The organism is Mesorhizobium sp. M7A.F.Ce.TU.012.03.2.1 (genome assembly GCF_004006095.1).
In the GTDB taxonomy this organism is placed as follows: domain Bacteria; phylum Pseudomonadota; class Alphaproteobacteria; order Rhizobiales; family Rhizobiaceae; genus Mesorhizobium.
In genome coordinates this window covers 2,297,389-2,316,934 of record NZ_CP034779.1, presented here as the reverse complement: position 1 = coordinate 2,316,934, position 19,546 = coordinate 2,297,389, and the positions used below count along the sequence as shown (strand labels likewise).

General features: G+C 61.5%; 16 protein-coding genes and 1 tRNA gene. 3 read left to right on the top strand and 14 right to left on the bottom strand.

What is annotated here, in order from left to right; all coding sequences use genetic code 11:
* Nucleotides 1–3: 3 nt before the first annotated feature.
* From EJ079_RS11095 to obgE, 5 genes are all read right to left on the bottom strand, one after another.
* On the bottom strand, nucleotides 4–1,287 hold the full coding sequence (locus tag EJ079_RS11095) for an MFS transporter (RefSeq protein ID WP_127267096.1): 1,284 nt from the start codon (nucleotides 1,285–1,287) through the stop codon (nucleotides 4–6).
* 68 nt (nucleotides 1,288–1,355) lie between these two features.
* Nucleotides 1,356–1,943 (bottom strand): nicotinate-nucleotide adenylyltransferase, encoded by a 588-nt coding sequence (locus EJ079_RS11090; RefSeq protein ID WP_127327663.1) that lies wholly within the window; start codon nucleotides 1,941–1,943, stop codon nucleotides 1,356–1,358.
* 72 nt (nucleotides 1,944–2,015) lie between these two features.
* Nucleotides 2,016–3,302: a glutamate-5-semialdehyde dehydrogenase gene (locus EJ079_RS11085; RefSeq protein ID WP_127808981.1), complete on the bottom strand. Its 1,287-nt coding sequence runs from the start codon at nucleotides 3,300–3,302 to the stop codon at nucleotides 2,016–2,018.
* 3 nt (nucleotides 3,303–3,305) lie between these two features.
* Nucleotides 3,306–4,496: a glutamate 5-kinase gene (gene proB / locus EJ079_RS11080; RefSeq protein ID WP_127808980.1), complete on the bottom strand. Its 1,191-nt coding sequence runs from the start codon at nucleotides 4,494–4,496 to the stop codon at nucleotides 3,306–3,308.
* A 4-nt stretch (nucleotides 4,497–4,500) separates the two neighbouring features.
* Nucleotides 4,501–5,532: a GTPase ObgE gene (gene obgE, locus EJ079_RS11075; RefSeq protein WP_027037254.1), complete on the bottom strand. Its 1,032-nt coding sequence runs from the start codon at nucleotides 5,530–5,532 to the stop codon at nucleotides 4,501–4,503.
* Between the two features lie 134 nt (nucleotides 5,533–5,666).
* On the opposite strand from obgE, the gene EJ079_RS11070 reads away from it, so the two are divergent.
* The gene (locus tag EJ079_RS11070) at nucleotides 5,667–6,536 is read left to right on the top strand and encodes an endonuclease/exonuclease/phosphatase family protein (protein WP_127808979.1); all 870 of its coding nucleotides are present in this window, start codon (nucleotides 5,667–5,669) and stop codon (nucleotides 6,534–6,536) included.
* A 178-nt stretch (nucleotides 6,537–6,714) separates the two neighbouring features.
* On the opposite strand, the gene EJ079_RS11065 is transcribed toward EJ079_RS11070, so the two are convergent.
* The 3 genes from EJ079_RS11065 to EJ079_RS11055 all read right to left on the bottom strand — a co-directional run bounded on the left by EJ079_RS11065 (nucleotide 6,715) and on the right by EJ079_RS11055 (nucleotide 8,470).
* Nucleotides 6,715–7,302 (bottom strand): GNAT family protein, encoded by a 588-nt coding sequence (locus EJ079_RS11065; RefSeq protein WP_164873766.1) that lies wholly within the window; start codon nucleotides 7,300–7,302, stop codon nucleotides 6,715–6,717.
* Between the two features lie 120 nt (nucleotides 7,303–7,422).
* The gene (gene rpmA, locus EJ079_RS11060; RefSeq protein ID WP_013529063.1) at nucleotides 7,423–7,692 is read right to left on the bottom strand and encodes a 50S ribosomal protein L27; all 270 of its coding nucleotides are present in this window, start codon (nucleotides 7,690–7,692) and stop codon (nucleotides 7,423–7,425) included.
* Nucleotides 7,693–7,789: 97 nt separating this feature from the next.
* Nucleotides 7,790–8,470, bottom strand: a complete 681-nt coding sequence (locus tag EJ079_RS11055) for a 50S ribosomal protein L21 (protein WP_127317713.1) — start codon at nucleotides 8,468–8,470, stop codon at nucleotides 7,790–7,792.
* A 410-nt stretch (nucleotides 8,471–8,880) separates the two neighbouring features.
* Here EJ079_RS11055 and EJ079_RS11050 point away from each other — a divergent pair.
* A tRNA-Ser gene (locus EJ079_RS11050) sits at nucleotides 8,881–8,970 on the top strand.
* A gap of 114 nt (nucleotides 8,971–9,084) precedes the next feature.
* Complete coding sequence (locus tag EJ079_RS11045) at nucleotides 9,085–10,407, top strand: integrase (RefSeq protein ID WP_063169217.1); 1,323 nt, start codon at nucleotides 9,085–9,087, stop codon at nucleotides 10,405–10,407.
* A 1,453-nt stretch (nucleotides 10,408–11,860) separates the two neighbouring features.
* On the opposite strand, the gene EJ079_RS11040 is transcribed toward EJ079_RS11045, so the two are convergent.
* The 6 genes from EJ079_RS11040 to EJ079_RS11015 all read right to left on the bottom strand — a co-directional run.
* Nucleotides 11,861–13,762, bottom strand: a complete 1,902-nt coding sequence (locus EJ079_RS11040) for an EAL domain-containing protein (RefSeq protein WP_082826564.1) — start codon at nucleotides 13,760–13,762, stop codon at nucleotides 11,861–11,863.
* Nucleotides 13,763–13,937: 175 nt separating this feature from the next.
* A complete protein-coding gene (ubiM, locus tag EJ079_RS11035) occupies nucleotides 13,938–15,119 on the bottom strand; it encodes a 5-demethoxyubiquinol-8 5-hydroxylase UbiM (RefSeq protein WP_024502870.1) in 1,182 nt (393 codons plus the stop codon).
* Nucleotides 15,120–15,399: 280 nt separating this feature from the next.
* A complete protein-coding gene (locus tag EJ079_RS11030) occupies nucleotides 15,400–16,017 on the bottom strand; it encodes a hypothetical protein (protein ID WP_127247245.1) in 618 nt (205 codons plus the stop codon).
* Between the two features lie 735 nt (nucleotides 16,018–16,752).
* The gene (ccoS, locus tag EJ079_RS11025) at nucleotides 16,753–16,908 is read right to left on the bottom strand and encodes a cbb3-type cytochrome oxidase assembly protein CcoS (protein ID WP_081714250.1); all 156 of its coding nucleotides are present in this window, start codon (nucleotides 16,906–16,908) and stop codon (nucleotides 16,753–16,755) included.
* Between the two features lie 5 nt (nucleotides 16,909–16,913).
* The gene (locus EJ079_RS11020) at nucleotides 16,914–19,193 is read right to left on the bottom strand and encodes a cation-translocating P-type ATPase (protein WP_127808978.1); all 2,280 of its coding nucleotides are present in this window, start codon (nucleotides 19,191–19,193) and stop codon (nucleotides 16,914–16,916) included.
* Nucleotides 19,190–19,546 (bottom strand): FixH family protein (locus EJ079_RS11015; protein WP_127811326.1); only part of this gene is annotated, 357 nt, incomplete at its 5' end. The genes EJ079_RS11020 and EJ079_RS11015, both read right to left, overlap by 4 nt.

The window sequence follows — 19,546 nt, the reverse complement described above, 5'->3', positions numbered from 1 at the left end:
GGCTCAGTGCCGGCCCTCATCGTCCGGTGCGAAGGCAAGTTCGACCGGCAAAGGCGCCTGCGCCGTCATCGGTGCGAAACTGCCGGTTTCACCGACCGGGACCGCACGCGTCGTGAACACACGCAAGAGCACGAACAGGCAGAAGGCTGCGGCGATGAGAACAGCCACATAGATGAAAGCCTGCGTTCCAAAGACGGCCGAAAGCGCCGTCACTATGCCGGGCACGACGAAACCCGACAGCGACCAGGCAAACAAAAGCGAACTGGACAGCGCCACCATGTCATCCTTGCCGGCGCGGTCGGCGGCATGTGCGCTGGCCAGCGAATAGATCGATTCCGAGGCGCCGTCCCACACGATATAGATCACAACCAACGCGGCCAACGCGCCGCCATCGTACCCGAGCGCAAATACGCCGGCGACCATGGCAAGCGCGGATGCGGCGATCAGCACATAGCGGCGGTCGGTTCGGTCGGAAATCCAGCCAAGCGGGATCTGCAGGATCAGCGTGCCAAGAGGCATCGCCGAAAGCAGCAGCGCCACATCGGCCTGGCTGTAGCCCTTGGCCGTGGCGTGGATCGGCGCGAAGCCCGCAATCGACATTGACAGGCCGCCGACCGCAAGCATGCCGGCGACGCCGACCGGTGAAACCCGCCAGGCGCGGCGCAGCGCCACCGAGGCCGCCTGCGGTGCCGGCGGCTGGGCAAGTCGGGTCATCCCGACGGGAAGGATCGATAGCGCCGTGAAGGCGATGCCGATCAGCGGCGCATCCGCTGTCCTGATATCGACCAGCGCCAGCGTCGCGTAGCCGACGCCAAGCCCGGCGACATAGGCAACGTAGAAGAAAGCCATGACCCGGCCACGGATGGCGTTGGCAACGGCGTCGTTCAGCCAGCTCTGCGCGACGATGAACAGGCCGCAGATGGCAAAGCCGTAGAGCGCGCGGGCGGCTATCCACAGCAGCGGATGGACCCCGGCGCCGACGGCGGCGTTGGCGAGTGCGATCAGCGCCGACAACACCATGAAGGCACGGGCATGGCCGACCCTTCGCACCAGCGGTCCGGTCAGGATGCAGCCCGCCAGCCCACCGGCCGAAAGTCCGGTGATGATAAGTCCGGCCCAGGTCGGATCGAAACCCTCGGCGCCGAGCCGAACCGGGATATAGGCAAACATCAGCCCGTTGCCGACGGCTATCAGTGCCATCGACACGATGACGCTGGCAATCGCGATCAGCGGTGTGGGCTCGGCGCCCTGCTCGGCTTCGCTGCGGGTTTTCCTGGGAATCGACATGCCTGCTCAGGATTGCCCATGAAACGGGCAAAGGGAGCGATAAAAGCGACATGGGCGGGCGGTCGGGCTCACCCCTTCGCCAGCTTGCGGATCGCACTTGATGACAGCGACGAGCGCGGGCCGTGGATAAAGGTCCAGGCCGGTGCTTTCATGCGGGCAAGCCGCGGCGCATCGCCCTCGTCGATGCGGGCATAGTCGAAGGTCTTGGCGACGACGGAGGACAGGAACGACAGCGTCGCGCCCGGGCGGTCGATGACGGCGATCGGGAAGGTCATGACGATCTCGCGCCAGCGCTGCCAGCGGTGGAAATCGCGCAAACTATCCGCCCCCATGATCCAGACGTAGTCGACCCCGGGATTGCGCGCCTTGACCAGCGCCAGCGTGTCGGCGGTGTAGCGGACGTGATGGGCGGCTTCGAACGCGGTGACCTTGATCTTCGGGTTCTTGGCAATCTGCTCCGACAGCTGCAGCCGTTCGCCGAGCGGCGCCAGTTCCCTGGTGTTCTTCAGCGGATTGCCCGGCGTGACCATCCACCACAGCTGGTCGAGCGCCAGGCGCCTGAGCGCGATCTCGGCGACCAGCGCATGGCCGGCATGCGGCGGATTGAACGAGCCGCCGAACAGGCCGACGGCGAGGCCTTTCTCGGCATGCGGCATCTTCAGGTAACGGGAGGGTACCGCCGGTTCGCAAGATGCCAGCATTGCCTCAGGCTCTGACAACGAAAAGATTCAAGGCCTCACCTGTCCCGACCCGCGCACGCGGTATTTGAACGAGGTCAGTTGCTCGACGCCGACCGGTCCGCGCGCATGCATCTTGCCGGTGGCTATGCCGATCTCGGCGCCCATGCCGAACTCACCGCCATCGGCGAACTGCGTCGATGCGTTGTGCAGCAGGATCGCCGAATCGATCTCGTTGAAGAATCTTTCGACGGCTTGCGCGTCCTCGGCGACGATCGCCTCGGTGTGATGCGAGGAAAACGTCTCGATATGCTCGATGGCACCGGCAACGCCGTCGACCAGCTTCACCGCGATGATCGCGTCGAGATACTCGGTCACCCAGTCGGCATCGATCGCCGGCTTGGCATCGAAAAACACTTTCAGCACGTCGGCATCGGCATGGATTTCGCAACCCGCCGCGCGCAGTGCGTCGAGGATCGGCACCAGATGGGTGGAGGCGACCGCCTGGTCGACCAGCAGCGTCTCGGCGGCACCGCAGACGCCGGTGCGCCGCATCTTGGCGTTGACGGCTATCCGCACCGCCATGTCGAGATCGGCCGAGCGGTCGATGTAGAGATGGCAGATGCCTTCGAGATGCGCGAAGACCGGCACCCGCGCCTCGCTCTGCACCCGCCCAACGAGGCTTTTACCGCCGCGCGGGATGATGACGTCCAGCGTACCGCTCAAACCCTTCAGCATCTCGCCAACGGCGGCGCGATCGGTGGTCGGCACCAGTTGGATGGCGTCTTCCGGCAGGCCGGCTTCCTTCAGCCCTTCGACCAGGCAGGCATGGATGGCGGCTGATGAATTGAGCGAATCCGAGCCGCCACGCAGGATCACCGGATTGCCGGCCTTGAGGCACAGCGCACCGGCATCGGCGGTGACGTTCGGGCGGCTCTCATAGATGACGCCGACGACGCCGAGCGGCGTGCGCACGCGCTCGATATGCAGGCCGTTCGGCCGGTCCCATTGCGCCATCACATCGCCAACCGGATCCCGTAGCGCGGCGATTTCCCGGATGCCGTCGGCCATGGCGCGAACGCGCGCCGGATCGAGCTTCAGCCGGTCCATGAAGGAGGCGGAAAGCCCGGATTCCTGGCCGTTCGAGACATCGATGGCGTTGGCGTCGAGAATGTCCTGCTCCCGAGCGACGATCGCCTCTGCCATGGCGAGGAGTGCGGCGTTCTTGGCGGCGGTCGTGGCAATGGCCAGCGGTCGGGCGGCAGCGCGGGCACGACGGCCGATATCGGCCATCGTTGCTACGGTGTCATCCCCGGATTTTTCATGCAGTTTCAGCATGGCTCATCCTCCGCTTACATCGCCACCGACCGTGACTTGGTCACCGGCCCCTGTTTGGTCGCCGGCCCGTACTTGGTCACCCGAATGGCTCACCACAAGGTCGTCGCGGTGGATCATCGCCGAACGCGCCTCGTAGCCGAGCACGGTTTCGATCTCGGTCGTCTTCAGGCCCGCGATCCTTACGGCATCGGCCGCATCGTAGGCAACCAGCCCGCGCGCGATCTCGCGGCCCTCGGGCGACAGGATCGCCACCGTGTCGCCGCGCGAGAAATTGCCGCTGACCAGCTTGACGCCGGCCGGCAGCAACGACTTGCCCGACAGCAGCGCACCGATGGCGCCGGCATCGACCGTAAGCCGGCCGGCCGGTTCGAGCTGGCCGGCGATCCAGGTCTTGTAGCCCTTGACCGGGTTGCTGCTCGGCCGAAAGAAAGTAGCGCGCTCGCCGCGTTCGATCGCCATCAGCGGCGACAACCGCGTGCCCGACGTGATGATCATCGCGGTGCCGGCGGCGGTGGCGATCTTGCCGGCATCGAGCTTCGTGCGCATGCCGCCGCGCGACAGCTCGGAAGCGGCCGCACCCGCCATCGCCTCGATATCGGGCGTGATGCGGTCGACCACCGGAATGAATTTGGCCTGAGGGTCACGCGCCGGCGGCGCCGTATAGAGGCCATCGATGTCGGAGAGCAGCACCAAAAGATCAGCACCCATCATGGTGGCGACGCGGGCCGCCAGCCGGTCATTGTCGCCGTAGCGGATTTCGGATGTCGCCACCGTGTCGTTTTCGTTGATGACCGGCACCGCCTTCATCTTCAAGAGCGTCGAGATCGTCGCCCGCGCGTTGAGATAGCGGCGGCGCTCCTCGGTGTCGCCGAGCGTCAGCAGGATCTGGCCCGATTTCAGGCTGCCCTTGCCGAGCGCGTCCGACCAGGCGCCGGCCAATGCGATCTGTCCCACGGCTGCCGCCGCCTGGCTCTCCTCCAGTTTCAGGGCTCGCTTGCCGAGGCCAAGGATCGTGCGGCCAAGCGCGATGGCGCCGGACGAGACGACGAGGATCTCGGCGCCGCCCTGGGCCAGCCCGGCAATGTCGTCGGCGAGCGAGGCCAGCCAGTCGCGCTTCAGCCCCGTCGTGCGGTCGACGAGCAGCGCCGAGCCGATCTTAACGGTGATGCGCCGATATTTTCTCAGCGACTGCATCGTCCTATCTGTCCCAGCGCGTCTCGACTGGAGCCGCAGTCGCGGCGCGGGCTTCGCCCACCACCGACATCAGCGCCCGCAACACCGCCTCGACACCTTCGCCGGTGACCGCCGACAACAGCATCGGCGCGCGGCCGGCGGCACGCTTCAGCGAGGCAACCTTCTTCTTGCGCGCATCGGCGTCGAGCGTATCGACCTGGGACAGCGCCACGATCTCGACCTTGTCGGTCAGGCCGTTGCCATAGGCCTCCAGTTCGGCGCGCACGGTCTTGTAGGCTTTGCCCGGATTTTCCTCCTGTGCCGAAACCAGATGCAGCAGCACGCGCGTGCGCTCGACATGGCCAAGGAAGCGGTCGCCGATGCCGACGCCCTCATGCGCGCCTTCGATGAGGCCCGGAATATCGGCGATGACGAACTCGCGCGCGTCGATGCGGGCGACGCCGAGGCCGGGATGCAGCGTCGTGAACGGATAGTCGGCGATCTTCGGCTTGGCCGCGGTGACGGCGGCGAGGAATGTCGACTTGCCGGCATTCGGCAACCCGACCAGCCCGGCATCGGCGATCAGCTTCAGCCGCAGCCAGATGTTGAGCTCTTCGCCCGGCAGGCCCGGGTTGGCGCGGCGCGGCGCCTGGTTGGTCGAGGTCTTGAAATGCTGGTTGCCGAAACCGCCATTGCCGCCCTTGGCCAGCAGAAAGCGCTGGCCGACCACGGTCAGGTCGCAGATCAGCGTCTCGTTGTCTTCTTCGAACACCTGCGTTCCCGCCGGCACTTTCAGCGTGACGTCGGCGCCCTTGGCGCCGGTCATGTTGCGGCCCATGCCGTGGACGCCGGTCTTGGCCTTGAAATGCTGCTGATAGCGGTAGTCGATCAGCGTGTTCAGCCCGTTGACTGCCTCCAGCCAGACATCGCCGCCACGGCCGCCATCGCCGCCATCCGGTCCGCCGAACTCGATGAATTTTTCGCGCCGGAACGACACAGAACCGGCGCCACCGTCACCGGAGCGGATGTAGACCTTGGCTTGATCGAGAAATTTCATGGGATTGTACAGTTTCTACTAGTGGCCTTGCGGCATTGCTCTAAACCTTGAGCCTTGCTCTAAACCAAGGCGCGGCGAAGGGCGAGGCCGTTTTGTGACAATGGCCGCGCGGGATCGGCCGGAGAGATGCCGGAATGAAGCTTGTAACCTACAACATCCAGTACGGCATCGGCCTCGACGGGCAGTACGATGTCGGGCGCATCGCTGATGCCGTGCGCGGCGCCGACGTGATCGCTTTGCAGGAGGTGACCCGCAACAATCCCCGGAATGGCGGCCGCGACATGGTCGCCGAGATCGGCGAGGCGCTGCCCGACTACTTCGCCGTCTATGGCAGCAATTTCGAGGCCAATATCGGTTCGCACATCGACAATGGCCGCGCCGTCACGAAAACCTTCCAGCTCGGCAACATGGTGCTGTCTAAGACGCCCATTCATCTGTCGCGCAACCTGCTTTTGCCGCGCAGCCGCAGCTTCGAGATGATGAACTTCCAGCGCGGCGCGCTGGAAGCGCTGATCGAGACGCCGCTTGGTTTCATCCGCTTCTATTCCATCCATCTCGATCACCGCAGCCCCGTCGAACGCGCCAGCCAGATCCAGTTCCTGCGCCAACGCATGCTGAACTATGCGCTCGAAGGCGGCGCACTGTCCGGCGTCGCCGAGATCGGCCTGCCGGAACTGCCGCATCCCGAAGCCTTTGTCGGCATGGGCGATTTCAACATGCTGGCCGGATCGCCCGAATATGTCGAACTCGCCGGCCGGCCGGACCATGAATTCGGCATGCCGCTGACCGCCGACTTCGCCGTCGATGCCGCCTTGCGCCTGAACGCCACCGGCGACGATCTCATCAGCTGGGTCGATCCCAAGCAACCCACCGATCCCAGCCGCCACAAGCGCATCGACTACATCTTCACCAGCGCGTCTCTCGCCAGGTCCCTGCAGCGCCTGTGGGTCGACCGGAAAGCGGACGGTTCGGACCATCTGCCGGTGTGGGTCGAACTGGGCTGATCCAGGTTTGCCTCCCATTGGTTTCGCGCCGTACCCGATGTGTGTCGAGATTCAGGTCAGGCCGAGCCGAGAATAGTGGCTTCCGAGAACCGGAGCGGAGCGTACTTTTCGTACGCGAGCACCGGAAGCGCAGGAAACCGCCATTCGCAGGCCGGCCTCACCTGAATATCGGCACACATCAAAAGTGGACCCAGTTCCGCAAGCTCGTCCAGGTCTTGCGATCGAGCCGGTAGCGCTCGACGGGAACCTGGCCGGCGACAATCGAATTCAGCATGCCCTGGCCGGCATATTGGAACCCGCATTTGTGGATGACGCGGCGCGAGGCCGGATTGATGACCCGGGTCGAGGCATGCAGAACCTGGATCGACGTCCTCTGGAAGGCGAGATCGACCAGCGCATGTGCCGCCTCGGTCGCATAGCCCTTCTTCCAGTGCGGCTCGCCGATCCAGTAACCGAGCTCCAGCCCGCGATCGGTGGTGTTGAGACCGGCGCAGCCGACGAAAGTGTCGGTGCCGGCCAGCGTCAGGGCATAAGCGATACCGGCCCGGCGCGACTTGGTCATGGCCAGGAAAGAGCGCGCCTCGGGCTCGCCATAGGGGTGCGGCATGCGGGCCAGCATTTCGGCGACATGGCGGTTGTCGGCAAGTTCGACCAGTTGCGCGATATCGCCTTCGTGAGGCGCCCGCATCACCAGTCGCTCGGTGACCAGCACCGGACAATCTATCGCGTAACTTTCGTCTTCTGAGTCTTCCGCTTCGGCAACCATTTGAAAGTCCTCCAGGCACAAGAAAAAGGGGAGATGGAAACCCATCTCCCCTGATCCTTTTCCTGGCTTTGCCAGACACCGGTTCCCGAGATGGGCGCCGGTGTTCTAGTGCGGAACCGGCTACTCCGCGGCTTTGGCAATCGGATTGACCGATACGTAGGTTCGGCCGTTGGCTTTTTTGTTGAACGTCACGGCGCCGGTCTCGAGCGCAAAAAGCGTATGGTCCGTGCCCATGCCGACATTGACGCCGGGATGCCACGTGGTGCCGCGTTGACGAATGATGATGTTGCCCGGGATGACGGCTTCGCCGCCGAACTTCTTCACGCCCAGACGCTTGGAATGCGAGTCGCGACCGTTGCGCGACGAGCCGCCAGCTTTCTTGTGTGCCATCTAACTAACTCCGTTGCGCCGCAAGGCGCCTAAAAGGCCTTATGAACGCGTTCGCGTTCCGTTTCAAGTCCGATCCGGCGACCAGGTCGCCAGAAAATTACTTCGCAGCCAATTCCTTGGCCTGCTCGCGCCAGTCCTTGATCTGGTCGGCGCTGAAGGACATGTGCTCGTCGATCTTGGCGACATCTTTGTCGGTCAGCTTGGCGAGCTGCGCGAAGGTGATGATGCCCTGCTCGTTGAGATCCTTGGCTGCGACCGGGCCGATGCCCTTGATCACGGTCAGATCGTCCGGCTCACCCTTCGGCGCCTTGAACAGCGGCGCTGCCGCGGTCTCGGCTGCCTTTGTCTCGGCTGCCTTGGCCTTGGGCTCCTTCTTCGGCGCAGCTTCCGCCTGCACCTCGGTGGCGGCCTCGGCCTTCACCTTCTTCGGCGCCTTGACCGATGCCGTCTTCGTCGGCTTGGCGCCACCCAGCAGGATCTCGGAGATCCGCACGGTGGTCAAAAGCTGGCGATGGCCGATCTTGCGGCGCGAATTCTGCCGGCGGCGCTTCTTGAAGGCGATGACGGTGCGGTTCTTGCCCTGTTCGACGACTTCGGCGGTGACCACCGCGCCGTCGACGAACGGCGCGCCGAACGTGACATTCTCGCCCTCGCCATGCGCCAGCACATGGCCGATCTCGACCATATCGCCGACATTGGCTTCGACTTTTTCGATCTTCAGGAGATCGTTGGCGGCAACGCGATACTGCTTGCCACCCGTTTTAATGACTGCGAACATTTTTTGCCTTTCGCTGTTCGGTCGGCCTTGATGAACCGCATCTGGCGGTTCGGCCGTCTTTTTGTCAGTCTGCGGGTTCAAAAAACAAGCGGCGCGGAAGAACCCTCCACGCCGATTACGCGCTGTCCCTAACCGAAGGTTGGGGGCGAGTCAAGGCAAACCAGCCGCGCCGTTTCCGAGACCGTCATTGGCGGGCACGGACCGGCTGTGCCGACATGCCCACGGCGTTGCCCCCGCCTGGGCTGAGGATGGGTGACTGGTCGGCAATCTGCCTCGGGTCTCGCTGTACCCCACCAGCCCGTGAATCCGCCGCTTGCCAAGCAAGCCAAATAACTGACGGATTGGCCTTGTAACCTGCCCGTTCAGCCGTTATCTAGTGCGCCGCGCCGGCAACGGCCGACCATGACCGCGGAGAGGTGGCAGAGTGGTCGAATGCACCGCACTCGAAATGCGGCATGGGTGCAAGCCCATCGGGGGTTCGAATCCCTCCCTCTCCGCCATATAGCTTCCATAAAAATCCTTTCCTTTCAAAAGCTTCCTTGTTGCGCTTGACCAGCACGAAGCGAAACATATCTTAGAGTGTGTAACAAACTGTGTAACATTAGAGAAAGATAATGCGACGTTCCGCAGCGCCAAAGCCGCATAAACGTGAAGGCATCTGGTATCTCGTCCGCAGGGTGCCGAAGGAATTCGCGGCGTTTGATCGCCGCTGCCTAGTACGCATTTCCACGGGCGTCGCCGTGGCTGACGATCCCCGCGGTGTACGGGCGCGAGATGCAGTGCAAAGCCTCGGCGCGGGGCTGGAGGCGTATTGGCGTAGACTGCGGGAAGGCCAATCCGCCGAGGCGGGGCTGCGTTTCGAAGCCGCGAGGAAGCGCGCGCGGTCATTTGGATTGGCCTATCGCACTAACGAGGAACTAGCAGCGGGGCCGCTCGACGAACTCATGGCCCGTATCAAGCTGCTCCTCGACAAAAAATCGATCGAGGACGCGCAGGACGTCTCGGCCGTCATGGGTGGGGAGAAGCGGCCAGCGGTCCGCCTGAGCGGTCTTATCAAGGAATTCGAGACGATCGAGCAACAGAACTTGCTGACCATGTCGCCCAACCAAATCAAGAAATGGCGTAACCCCAAAAAGCGCGCAGTTGCCAATCTGGTTGGAGTCATTGGCGACAAGGAGATCGCAAGCCTCACTCGGGACGACGCAATCGCGTTCCGCGAGTGGTGGCAAAAGCGGATCGTTGAGGATGGACTTGATATCGGTACGGCCAACAAGGACATCGGCCATGTTTCGAAAATGCTGCGCGTCGTCGATCTGACTCACCAGCTCAAGCTGGAGCCGGTTTTTCGAAACCTGCGTCTTTCCGGCGCCGTCCCCGGGCAACGCGCTGCGTTCACAGCGGAGTTCATTCAGGAGAAGATACTCGCTGAAGGCGCGCTCGACGGACTCAATGACGAAGCCCGCCATCTAATCTATGTGATTGCCGATACCGGACTCAGGCTTTCTGAAGCGGCAAACCTCACCACCGAAACAATCCACCTCGATCGAGAAATCCCGCATGTGCGGGTGCGCCCCAATGGCCGTCGCTTGAAGACCGGTCATTCAGCCCGTGACATTCCCTTGGTTGGCGGCGCACTTGCAGCCATCAAGCTCCATCCGGACGGCTTTCCTCGTTATCGCGACAAGGCCGCGTCACTTTCAGCGCTCGTCAACAAGGTGCTCGCCAGCAAGGAACTTCTGCCGACTTCCGAGCATAGTCTTTATAGCCTGCGACACACTTTCGAGGACCGGCTGACGGCAGTTGAGGCGCCGGAGAAGGTAATTGCTTCTCTGATGGGCCACAAATGGATCCGGCCCAAATACGGCGCGGGACCTTCGTTAGCGCAAAAGCGCGAGTGGCTCCAAAAAATCGCTTTTACCCCGCCCGGGCGAATGTGATTGCGGCGCCATCCAGGCCTTGAGAACCAACCTCACGGCTCCAGCTGTCCGAGCCATTTAGGTTGAGCGTGGCCAGCACGCGCTGCGCTCGCTCGCGATTTCCGAGCTTCCGCCGCATTTGTTCGACCTCGTATTCCAGCCTTTCGAAGGTCGGTATATAGGCATCTCCATGCCGGATGACCAAGTAGGCGGCAACAGCTAGACACCATTCTAGCTCCGTGGCCGATGGATCGGAAAAAGGGGCGACGCCATACCAAGACGAGCAACGCCTCTCGAGGGCTTCCGAACTAGGCAAACGGCCAGCATGTGGCATGGGAAAGAAACCTATGCCTGATCGACGAACCTAAAGTGCTCACGAAGCTTGACCGGTACGCGGGCCATCGGAGGGTTCTGCCTAAAACCGCCAAAAATTTTGAAACACCCATTCATCCGGCTCGAATTCAAAGGGATCGGCGATTTTTGGGTTATGGCTTGCAAGCATAGTTCAGCCCAGACACGAACGCCTGATATCTTGTCGTGCACTGTCACCCTGCCAAATATGGTGCCGGCGACAACGGCAGTTTGGCGAGCAGAAGAATTCCCGAGACTGAGACGTTCTACGGCTTGGCCCATGTTCGCGCTCCTCCTCGATTGGAGACAGGATGGGCCATATGGAAGCGAATAAAAGGAGGTTGGTGACGAGTCTCGGTAGTGGAGTAGAAACGGGTGGAAAAGCTTGCGCTATTCGCCATCGGCGCCGCTAAGCGCATTTGAGAGAAGGGGCAGCGATCGCCAAGAGATGACGTCCGATCGCAAGCCGGCTAGAAATGCGACAGTGACGCGCCTTTTTTGGCACGACCTTAGCACCCGATCGGGCCTCAGCTGGTCGTCGTTGCGCAGCCGATCGGGTGCGATTTTTATAAAGCTCTCTTGGCTTTAGCTTTGAGAGCCCGTCATCGAGACAAATGCAAGGGAACGGTCCGCCCCCTGGGGACATTCGACATGCCGTGGCAGCTTCCTATGGTGAGCCAGCGCATTCCGATACACGTTTTCCGCGCTCTACCGTTGCTCCAGCACCTGTGCTGAGGCTGAGCGCTTGATCAGGACCCGACCGCTGCTGTTGCGGGATGGTGACTGGGTTGAGGTCGCGAAGACCTTGACCGCGGGTACGTTGTTCATCCCGATGAGCGCTGAGCCGAGAAGCAGCCAAGAACGCTTCCCGTAATCGAATCCTACGGGAACCGCGAAACCAGCGTCCAAAGGACGCAATTCTCCGACGTCGTTCACTCAAGCTCATCTCGCAACTTGAACGCTTGTATGAAGCCGCTGCATGTGCGCCGGTGGACCGGATTGCTGCTATCCAAACCACGTGCTCAGTTTCGCCCCCGTAATAACTCTACCGTCCGAAACGGCTTTCGCGCGTCAGGTCCACCCCACATGAAAGTTCCGCGAGCAGCACGGACGGAGAGGCCGGTCACAACTCCTTCGCGTGCTCTTTTACTACCGAATCAAGTGCCAAATGGAGAGGCACTGCCTTAGAGAACAGGAAGCCCTGCGCGGTTCTGCAGCCAAGCTTGTACAGAGTTTGCCGATCTGCCTCTGTTTCAACGCCCTCGGCCATGACCTCGATCCCGAGCGTCCTACCAAGATCAATCACCGCTTTGACAAGCAGCCGATTCTCCCGGGACTTGGCTAAGCCGCGAACGAAGCCCTGATCTATTTTCACCTTCCTGATCCGACTGTCCTTGAGCGATGCCAACGTCGAAAAACCGGTGCCGAAGTCATCGAGCGCGATAGAAATGCCAGCATGTGAAAGCCGGGCGAGCTTTTCATCCACTCTGTCCGGATCCACTGGGGCTTCTTCGGTAATCTCGATGTCGAACATCGTTGCAGGGAGGTCTTTTGCCGCCAGACCATTAAGAATCATCTCGTCAATATCGCCAGCTTCCAACTCGCACGGTGAAACATTCATCGCCACACGAACATCACGACGGTCAGCTTTGACCAAGCCCTCGATAAGAGCGCAACAGTCGGCGAATACCGTTTGAGTTAGCAGCTGAAGCATTCCAGTTTCGCGTGCCGCTGTCATGATCTCGGGCGGAGAAATGGGACCGTGAAGCGGGTGAGACCATCTTAGCAAGGCTTCAAAACTGACGACGGCTTCAGTTTCGAGTCTTACGATTGGCTGAAACCAAGCGACCAAGCTTCTCATCGTTATCGCCGAATGAAGATCGCGTTCGATTGACTGGCGGCGTTGCAACTCCCGGGCTAGCTCGGCATCGAACAGACAAAATTCATTCCTGCCGCGGCGCTTAGCTGTGTAAAGGGCGATGTCGGCCCGCAACAACATTTCCGTTAGTCCGGGGTTTTCAGCCAAGTAGATTCCTATAGACGCTCCAATGCGGACTGATGCGATCCCAGGATAGGGGCGAGCAAGCTTGGCTATGAGATTGGACGCGAGATTCGTGGGAGAAGGAGAATTCTTTCGCGAGGAAAAAACCAGCACGAATTCATCCCCACCGATGCGGGCGAGCGTTGAGCCCTCCGGTGCTTCTTCCTCTATTCGGCGGGCGATCCTGGCAAGCAGCTCGTCACCCGTTCTGTGACCGTAGGTATCGTTGACAGATTTGAACCCGTCCAGATCAATCAGCATGGCCACAAAGGGTCCATCGGTGTTCTCAAACTGATCGATTGCATGTTCGAGGCCCCGCCTGTTGAGGAGCGCGGTAAGATGGTCCTCCCTGGAATTGCGCTCCATTTCCGCGGCAAGCCGCTCGGCTTGATGTCTCAGGCGGCTCGCGTCACGGAAGCGCGCTTGTCCAACGAACGAGGATCGAACCAGGCCGCCCTCGAAAAGCAGGACGGCGAAAGCCAGAATGTAGTTTTCCGGGGCTCCCTTCGTCAGCAAACATGCGGCGGCAATGAGGAGTGGCGGTGTGATGAAGCATATCGCTGCCGCAGCATATGAGCTGCCGTACGTGACCGCGCCAGCTGAAATGCCCGCCAGAATTATTAGATGCAGCGATGCTTGAGACGTCGTGTATCCAGCCGTTAGGACGGCAAGGAATGACCAGGTGAATCCCGCCAGAAGAGCAAGCCTGCCAAACCAGCGAAGCCGCAGCCAAACCCGTGTCAGATCATCCTGGACTCCGGGTTCCTTCAGCTGATGACGGGCGAGTGCAAGGCGGGCGGCATTTATCGCATTAACGACCGAAAACCAGGCCGCGCCAGCAAGACCGTTCCCGGAAAGGGCCTGCACGGTCAAAATCAGCCCGGACAGCACAATGCTTATCGGCATTGAGACGAAAAGGCCTGCCCTCAGATCAGCGAGCTGGTCCTGAAGGATTCTCGCCTCCAGCGGATCTTCTTTTTCCAAGGCTGGACGGGTCAGCTTGCTTACTCCTGCTTGTCCGCAGCCTATGCAGCCCCCCTGAAGGACGGGTTAATTCTTCAATCGGAGATCAGCGTCGGGGAGCAGGATTACTCCGGCGCATCATGCACTCTCTCATCGCTCGCCCAGCACGCGCAAAAATGCGACTGCTGGTGCAGTATCACCGCTGGAGCTCCGCCGAAATCCCATGCCGGACAAGGGGAACATGTTGGGCAAAGCGAAGCCCCAGATGCCTTGCAAGCCGTGCCGCCAGGTGGTCTCTGGAGTAGAGTCCAACCAATATGTTCGTTGCATGGTAGAGCGGCGCCGCCGACAGGCGCAGCCGCCTTTCGTATATATGCAGCATGTCGGGGTCGCCAACATTGCGGCCGTCGCGGCACGCAGTCATGATTCCACGGGCGAGTTGCTTCTGGCTGCTGAGACCGATGTTGAATCCGTGAGCGGTCACCGGGTGCATGCCGATGGCAGCGTCGCCGATGAGTGCGGCGCTCGGCGCCCGGAATTTGTGCGCCCAGGTCGTGACCAGCGGATAGGTGTGGCGCTTGCTTGCCAAGGTCATTTTTCCAAGGCGCCCTCGACACCGTTTCGTCAACTCCGACAGGAACAAATCATCATCGAAGGCAAGCAGTCTATAGGCCTCGTTTGAGCGCAATGTGAGCAGCAGCGACGACATGCCCTCCGCGAGGGGCAATATCGCTATCGTCTGATGGTGATCGAACCATTCGATGGCGATCTGGTGGTGGGCGCGCTCGTGCCTCACTCGGCAAATCAGCATCGAGTGGCCAAGCCGGTTGATATCGGCGCCGATGCCTAGCAGATCACGCGTGGCGGACAAACGCGAATCCGCGGCAACAACCAGCCGAGCAGTTAAACGCGCGCCATTAGAGAGCGTTACGACTGCTCCTTCTTGGCTGTTTGTTGCATCGACGACCGAGTGGCCGCACAACAGCCGGGCGCGATCCTGCAAGCGGACGATTTTGAACAGCGCCTCGCGGATCCGGCAATTTGGAACCAAAACCCCCAGCGGTTCTCCAGAGTTGCTGGGAGGATCGAAACGAAGAGCGAATGCGCTCGAGCCGTTGAGCACGCGCGCGCCTTGAAGTGCTGATTTGTCCGAAGCCGGGATGACATCCCAGGCGCCGAGCTCGCGAAGGGTTCTGATCGAAGCGTTGGTCAGCGCGATTTCGCGACCATCGAAAGCCGGATTCGCCAGACTATCGAATGTGTTCTGTTCAACAACTGCCACCTTGAGTTCGCTTTGGGCAAGCGACGCAGCGAACGAAAGGCCGACCGGGCCGGCTCCAACGACAACGATGTCAAAATTATCGTCAGAGCCCATCAGCGTGCCGCCATCCGGTCGCCTATCCTCGTGTAACGGTGGAACTGAGCCGAGTGACATGAGCTCCGTGCCCGCCGCATTGCCTAAACGCGCTGGGCCGGGAGATTCGCATCGATCGGCAACGAAGCACTCAAAGCGCTCAGAGGTGGATGCGGCTAACCGATCCCGCCCTTTCGCCGCGCAGCCGCGCAGATCGCCGCCAGCAAGCGAGACACTCGCGACGCTGGTCAGCGACGGCCGCGCCGCATCGATCGCCACATTCCACCTGGAACCCTTGCGCATACTACTCACGCTCCACGACGTCGAAGCGGGCTCTCTTGCGAGGGTGAGGGTATCGAACGTAGCGCTCTCTCTCGTCATCCCAGCCAAGGTAGCGGAAACTTTTATCCACGACCGCGCATATCTCATCAAGAACCTGCTGCATGGCTTCGATGTCGATGTCCTTGCAATTCAGTCGCCGATAGAGCAAAGCCCACGCGGCGACATAGTCGTCGAAATAGCGCGCGTCACTCGAACCAATGATCAACTTCGGACGGTTGATCGATTTCGAAAACGCACGTCCCAACCCCGATGATGCTCCGCAGCACGTTGACATCACGAGGATCTTCGGCGCTGGATGCGAGCCCTGGAACATTTTTACGAAGTCAGCCCAAAGAAGGCCACTTCGCCCACTGGACGAAGCGATCCCGTCACCATTGCCGTGCCCGGCGATGTGAAGCACGTCGCACTCCGCCTCCATCGCTCGTACTACAGCCTCACCAAATTTCGTTCGGTTCAACGCCATGTGGAGCTCCGCGCGGATGTTGACAGCCTTTAACAAGTGCTGCACGATCGGTCCCTCTTGCCTGTCGGCGAAGTAGTCATTTGCATTGTGGCAGTCGATGATGTGTACGGTGTTCATGGTACTCCAGCCGCTTGTTCGTTCATCGTCGTGACGAGCGGACACCACGCGCGCGGAACCGCGTGACGTGCGCTGGGTTCCGGTACCGTCGCATAGCCTCAAGGCGCGGGCCGGGAATCGGGATGGATCGGCAACGACGCACACAACCCATCAAAGGCGAAAGCTGTTGATCGGCCCCCCTGTCCGCGCAGCCACGCGGATGGTCAGCCAGCAAGCGAGATACACACGACGCCGGTCAGCTAATGGCTGCGCCGTAAGCACAAGGCATGGCCGACCACACGACAGAAAACCCAGAACCGTGAAGGTGCTGATAATGACGACCAATCTTTCCGTAAGTCATGCATTTCTCCGTCGAAGACTGGTCAATAGACCACACCGATGAGTATGACCCTGATCTGGATCAGCCAGACATGACCAATCGGCACTGGCGGTTCACGGTCAGGTGATCGACCGTGACGTTCCACTTTGGAACCCGTGCGCACATTGCCAAGCTCTCGTCCGGCCACGCGAGGTACTCTCGTGGCATCAGCCGCCTCATACTGGGTGCAATGGGAGGCAGTCCTTCGCACGACAGAGGCTTTTCACAAATGTAGTGTGCAGCTTAGGTCAAGATGGTCATGGAGCATGGAGCATGGAGCATGGAGCATGGAGCATGGAGCATGGACAGCTTGTTCCCGACCGAGCCGGCTCGACTGACGAGCGCGATCCGCGCATCTTATGCACAGCGGATTGAAATCAGCGTTCCGGTTTGTCGTCCCGATCAATTAGTATCCGCTCGGCGGCTCCGTCGAGATCTTCGTATTGACCGCTTCGCAATGCCCAGACGAAGCCGGACACACCCAGTGCACCCAGAAAAAGGGCCACTGGTATGAGATAGAGCAACGTCGTCACGAGGATTATGCCGAATAGCTGACTGCGGAGCGTCCGACTTTTTGAATAACTTGCAGCGTCGCATTCGCCCCGAAGCCGTGCAAGCGCAATGCGTTTCCAATAACAAGCACCGATGAGGCAGACATGGCAATCGCCGCTAACAAAGGCGTGGCGTGGCCCAGGATGGCGATCGGCACGGCGACGGCATTGTAGACGATCGCGATCGCGATGTTCTGGCGGATCAGGTGTCCAGCCTTGCGCGAGACGTCCAGCGCGAGAGGCACGGCCAGAAGGCTTTCGCGCAGGAATACGAAGTCGGCCGCATTGCGGCCAATGTCGGCGGCGGTAGCCGGTGCGATCGAGACATGCGCCGCGCTCAGCGCTGGCGTATCGTTGAGGCCGTCGCCAACCATCAGAACCTTGTATCCGTCTTTCGCCATGGTCTCGATGCGCTCGACTTTGCCGGACGGCAGCAGGCACGGAACGAAGTCGTCGACACCCAGCATTTTCGAGACTTCGGCGCAGGCACCCGCAGTATCGCCCGACAGCATTTGCACCGACACCCCGACATCGTTCAATCGCTTAATCGCCGCGCTGGCGTCGGCGCGCAGCGCATCCTCGAAATCGAAGGTCGCGACAATGATCCCGTCTTTCGTCAGAACCGTTCCGCCATGGCCATGTTTGCCTTCGCCGCCGGTCCGGGCCTTCCATCCAGCCCATCCGCGTCGACCCAGCCGCCAGGTGCTTCCGGCGTCAGTGGCTTCGATGCCGAACCCTGGATGCTCGGTGACGGCATCGAATTTGTGCTGCCCGTCAAGAGCGGCAAAGCCGGCTATGGCCTTTGAAAACGGGTGACGCGAGTGCGCGGCCATGTCTGCCGCGATTGCCAGCATGGCCGGATCGATCGAGCCCGCATTGACCAGCCGGGGTTGTCCGAGCGTGAGCGTTCCGGTCTTGTCGAACACTGCGTTATCAATCGTCGCCAGGCGCTCCATGGCCGAACCATCCTTGACCATGATGCCGCTCTCGAACAGGCGCCGCGCAGCGACCACTTGAACGATCGGTACGGCGAGGCCGAGCGCGCATGGGCAGGTGATGATGAGAACCGCAATGGCGATGGTTATCGCCCGGTGCCAGTCGCCGCTTGCCGCCATCCAGCCAAGGAACGTCACGAAGGCGGTCAGATGAACCACCGGGGCATAGAGCGCCGAAACGCGGTCGGCGAGCCGGCGATAATGTGCCCGACCGCCCTCGGCGGCCTCCATCAGGCGGACCATTTCCGCCAGGAATGAATCCTTCGCGGCGGCTGTCGCCTCAATCGTCAGCGGGCCGGTTAGGTTGAGGACACCAGCCTGCACGGCTTCGCCTGCCGCAACGCTTCGGGGCGTGCTCTCGCCCGAGACAAGCGAACAGTCCAGATCGGATGCCCCTTGAAAGATTTTGCCGTCGACGGGTATCCTTTCGCCGGCGGCAATCAGCAGCTGCATCCCTGGTTCGATCTCGCCAACCGGCAGATAGTCGCGTGCGCCGTCGCCGCGCAGCACCATGGCGCCGCGTGCGGCCAACTGGGACAGGCCTTTCACGGCGGTCCGGGCACGTTCGCGCATCACGTGATCCAACGTGCGGCCGATCAACAGGAAGAACAGCAGCGACACCGATGCATCGAAATAAGCGTGGTCGCCATGGTTGATCGTCTCATAGAGGCTCATGGCGTAGGCGAGGGACACCCCGACCGCGATCGGCACGTCCATGTTCATGCGGCCGTGGCGCAACGCATTCCAGGCCGAGCGGAAGAAGATGCCGCCGGCGAAGGCGAGTGCAGGGATCGCGATCAGCGCCGAGACCCAGTGGAACAGGTCGCGGGTAGCGCCTTCGGCACCGGACCAGACAGAGACCGAAAGCAGCATGATATTGCCCGCCGCGAACCCGGCAACCGCGACGGCGCGGATCAACTCCGAAAGCGCCTTGTCCTTGTTGTCGACCTCGGGGTCGAACAGATGCGCCTCGTAACCCAGCCGTCGAAGTGCGGCGACAAACGGTGGAACCTCATCCCCATGCCATCGGACCGAGACCCGTTTCGTCGACAGGTTGACGCGGGCGCTCTCGACGCGATCAAGCTTTCCCAGCGCCGCCTCGATCGTCTGGATGCAAGCCGCGCAATGGACCGTCGGTACTGAAAGATCGGTCTGGCGGAGATCATCGCCAAGCGATCGGCTCGCCAGCCTGATCTCCTGACTAGACGGCAGGACCGACGTGGTGCTGCCCAGATCAAGCGCCATTTCGGCGCCCGGTGCACAACAGCTCATTGCAGCGCTCCATGGGAAATCATGATCCTGCGGACGTCGCGATACGGTTTATCCAGACCGGCGTCGGCGTCGACTTCGACAATCCAGACGCCGTCCTTCGGCATGTGCTGGGCTGCGAATTCCTGGCCCGAGGCGGGTGCGAGGGTGACCGACTTGTCCTCCTTCTCGTACGCGGGATGACGAAACAGCATTTTGACGCCGTGCAGGGGAACCGGCTTGCCAGCGGCATCGGTGAGGCTGTAGCGGACTTCACCCCATGCGATGGTCAGCTTGCCGGTCCAGCCAAGGGCTGCCTGTGCCCGTCCTTCCGTGGCCTTCTTGTTGAATTGCTGGCTCGCCAGCACAAGCTGGAC

Excerpts from the sequence above, each read along its gene's own strand:
- EJ079_RS11065 (WP_164873766.1), bottom strand. The coding sequence starts at position 7,302 with ATGGTTGCCGAAGCGGAAGACTCAGAAGACGAAAGTTACGCGATAGAT.
- EJ079_RS11090 (WP_127327663.1), bottom strand. The coding sequence starts at position 1,943 with ATGCCGCATGCCGAGAAAGGCCTCGCCGTCGGCCTGTTCGGCGGCTCG.
- EJ079_RS11070 (WP_127808979.1), top strand. The coding sequence starts at position 5,667 with ATGAAGCTTGTAACCTACAACATCCAGTACGGCATCGGCCTCGACGGG.
- EJ079_RS11030 (WP_127247245.1), bottom strand. The coding sequence starts at position 16,017 with ATGAACACCGTACACATCATCGACTGCCACAATGCAAATGACTACTTC.
- obgE (WP_027037254.1), bottom strand. The coding sequence starts at position 5,532 with ATGAAATTTCTCGATCAAGCCAAGGTCTACATCCGCTCCGGTGACGGT.
- EJ079_RS11020 (WP_127808978.1), bottom strand. The coding sequence starts at position 19,193 with ATGAGCTGTTGTGCACCGGGCGCCGAAATGGCGCTTGATCTGGGCAGC.
- proB (WP_127808980.1), bottom strand. The coding sequence starts at position 4,496 with ATGCAGTCGCTGAGAAAATATCGGCGCATCACCGTTAAGATCGGCTCG.
- rpmA (WP_013529063.1), bottom strand. The coding sequence starts at position 7,692 with ATGGCACACAAGAAAGCTGGCGGCTCGTCGCGCAACGGTCGCGACTCG.
- EJ079_RS11055 (WP_127317713.1), bottom strand. The coding sequence starts at position 8,470 with ATGTTCGCAGTCATTAAAACGGGTGGCAAGCAGTATCGCGTTGCCGCC.
- EJ079_RS11085 (WP_127808981.1), bottom strand. The coding sequence starts at position 3,302 with ATGCTGAAACTGCATGAAAAATCCGGGGATGACACCGTAGCAACGATG.
- EJ079_RS11045 (WP_063169217.1), top strand. The coding sequence starts at position 9,085 with ATGCGACGTTCCGCAGCGCCAAAGCCGCATAAACGTGAAGGCATCTGG.
- EJ079_RS11095 (WP_127267096.1), bottom strand. The coding sequence starts at position 1,287 with ATGTCGATTCCCAGGAAAACCCGCAGCGAAGCCGAGCAGGGCGCCGAG.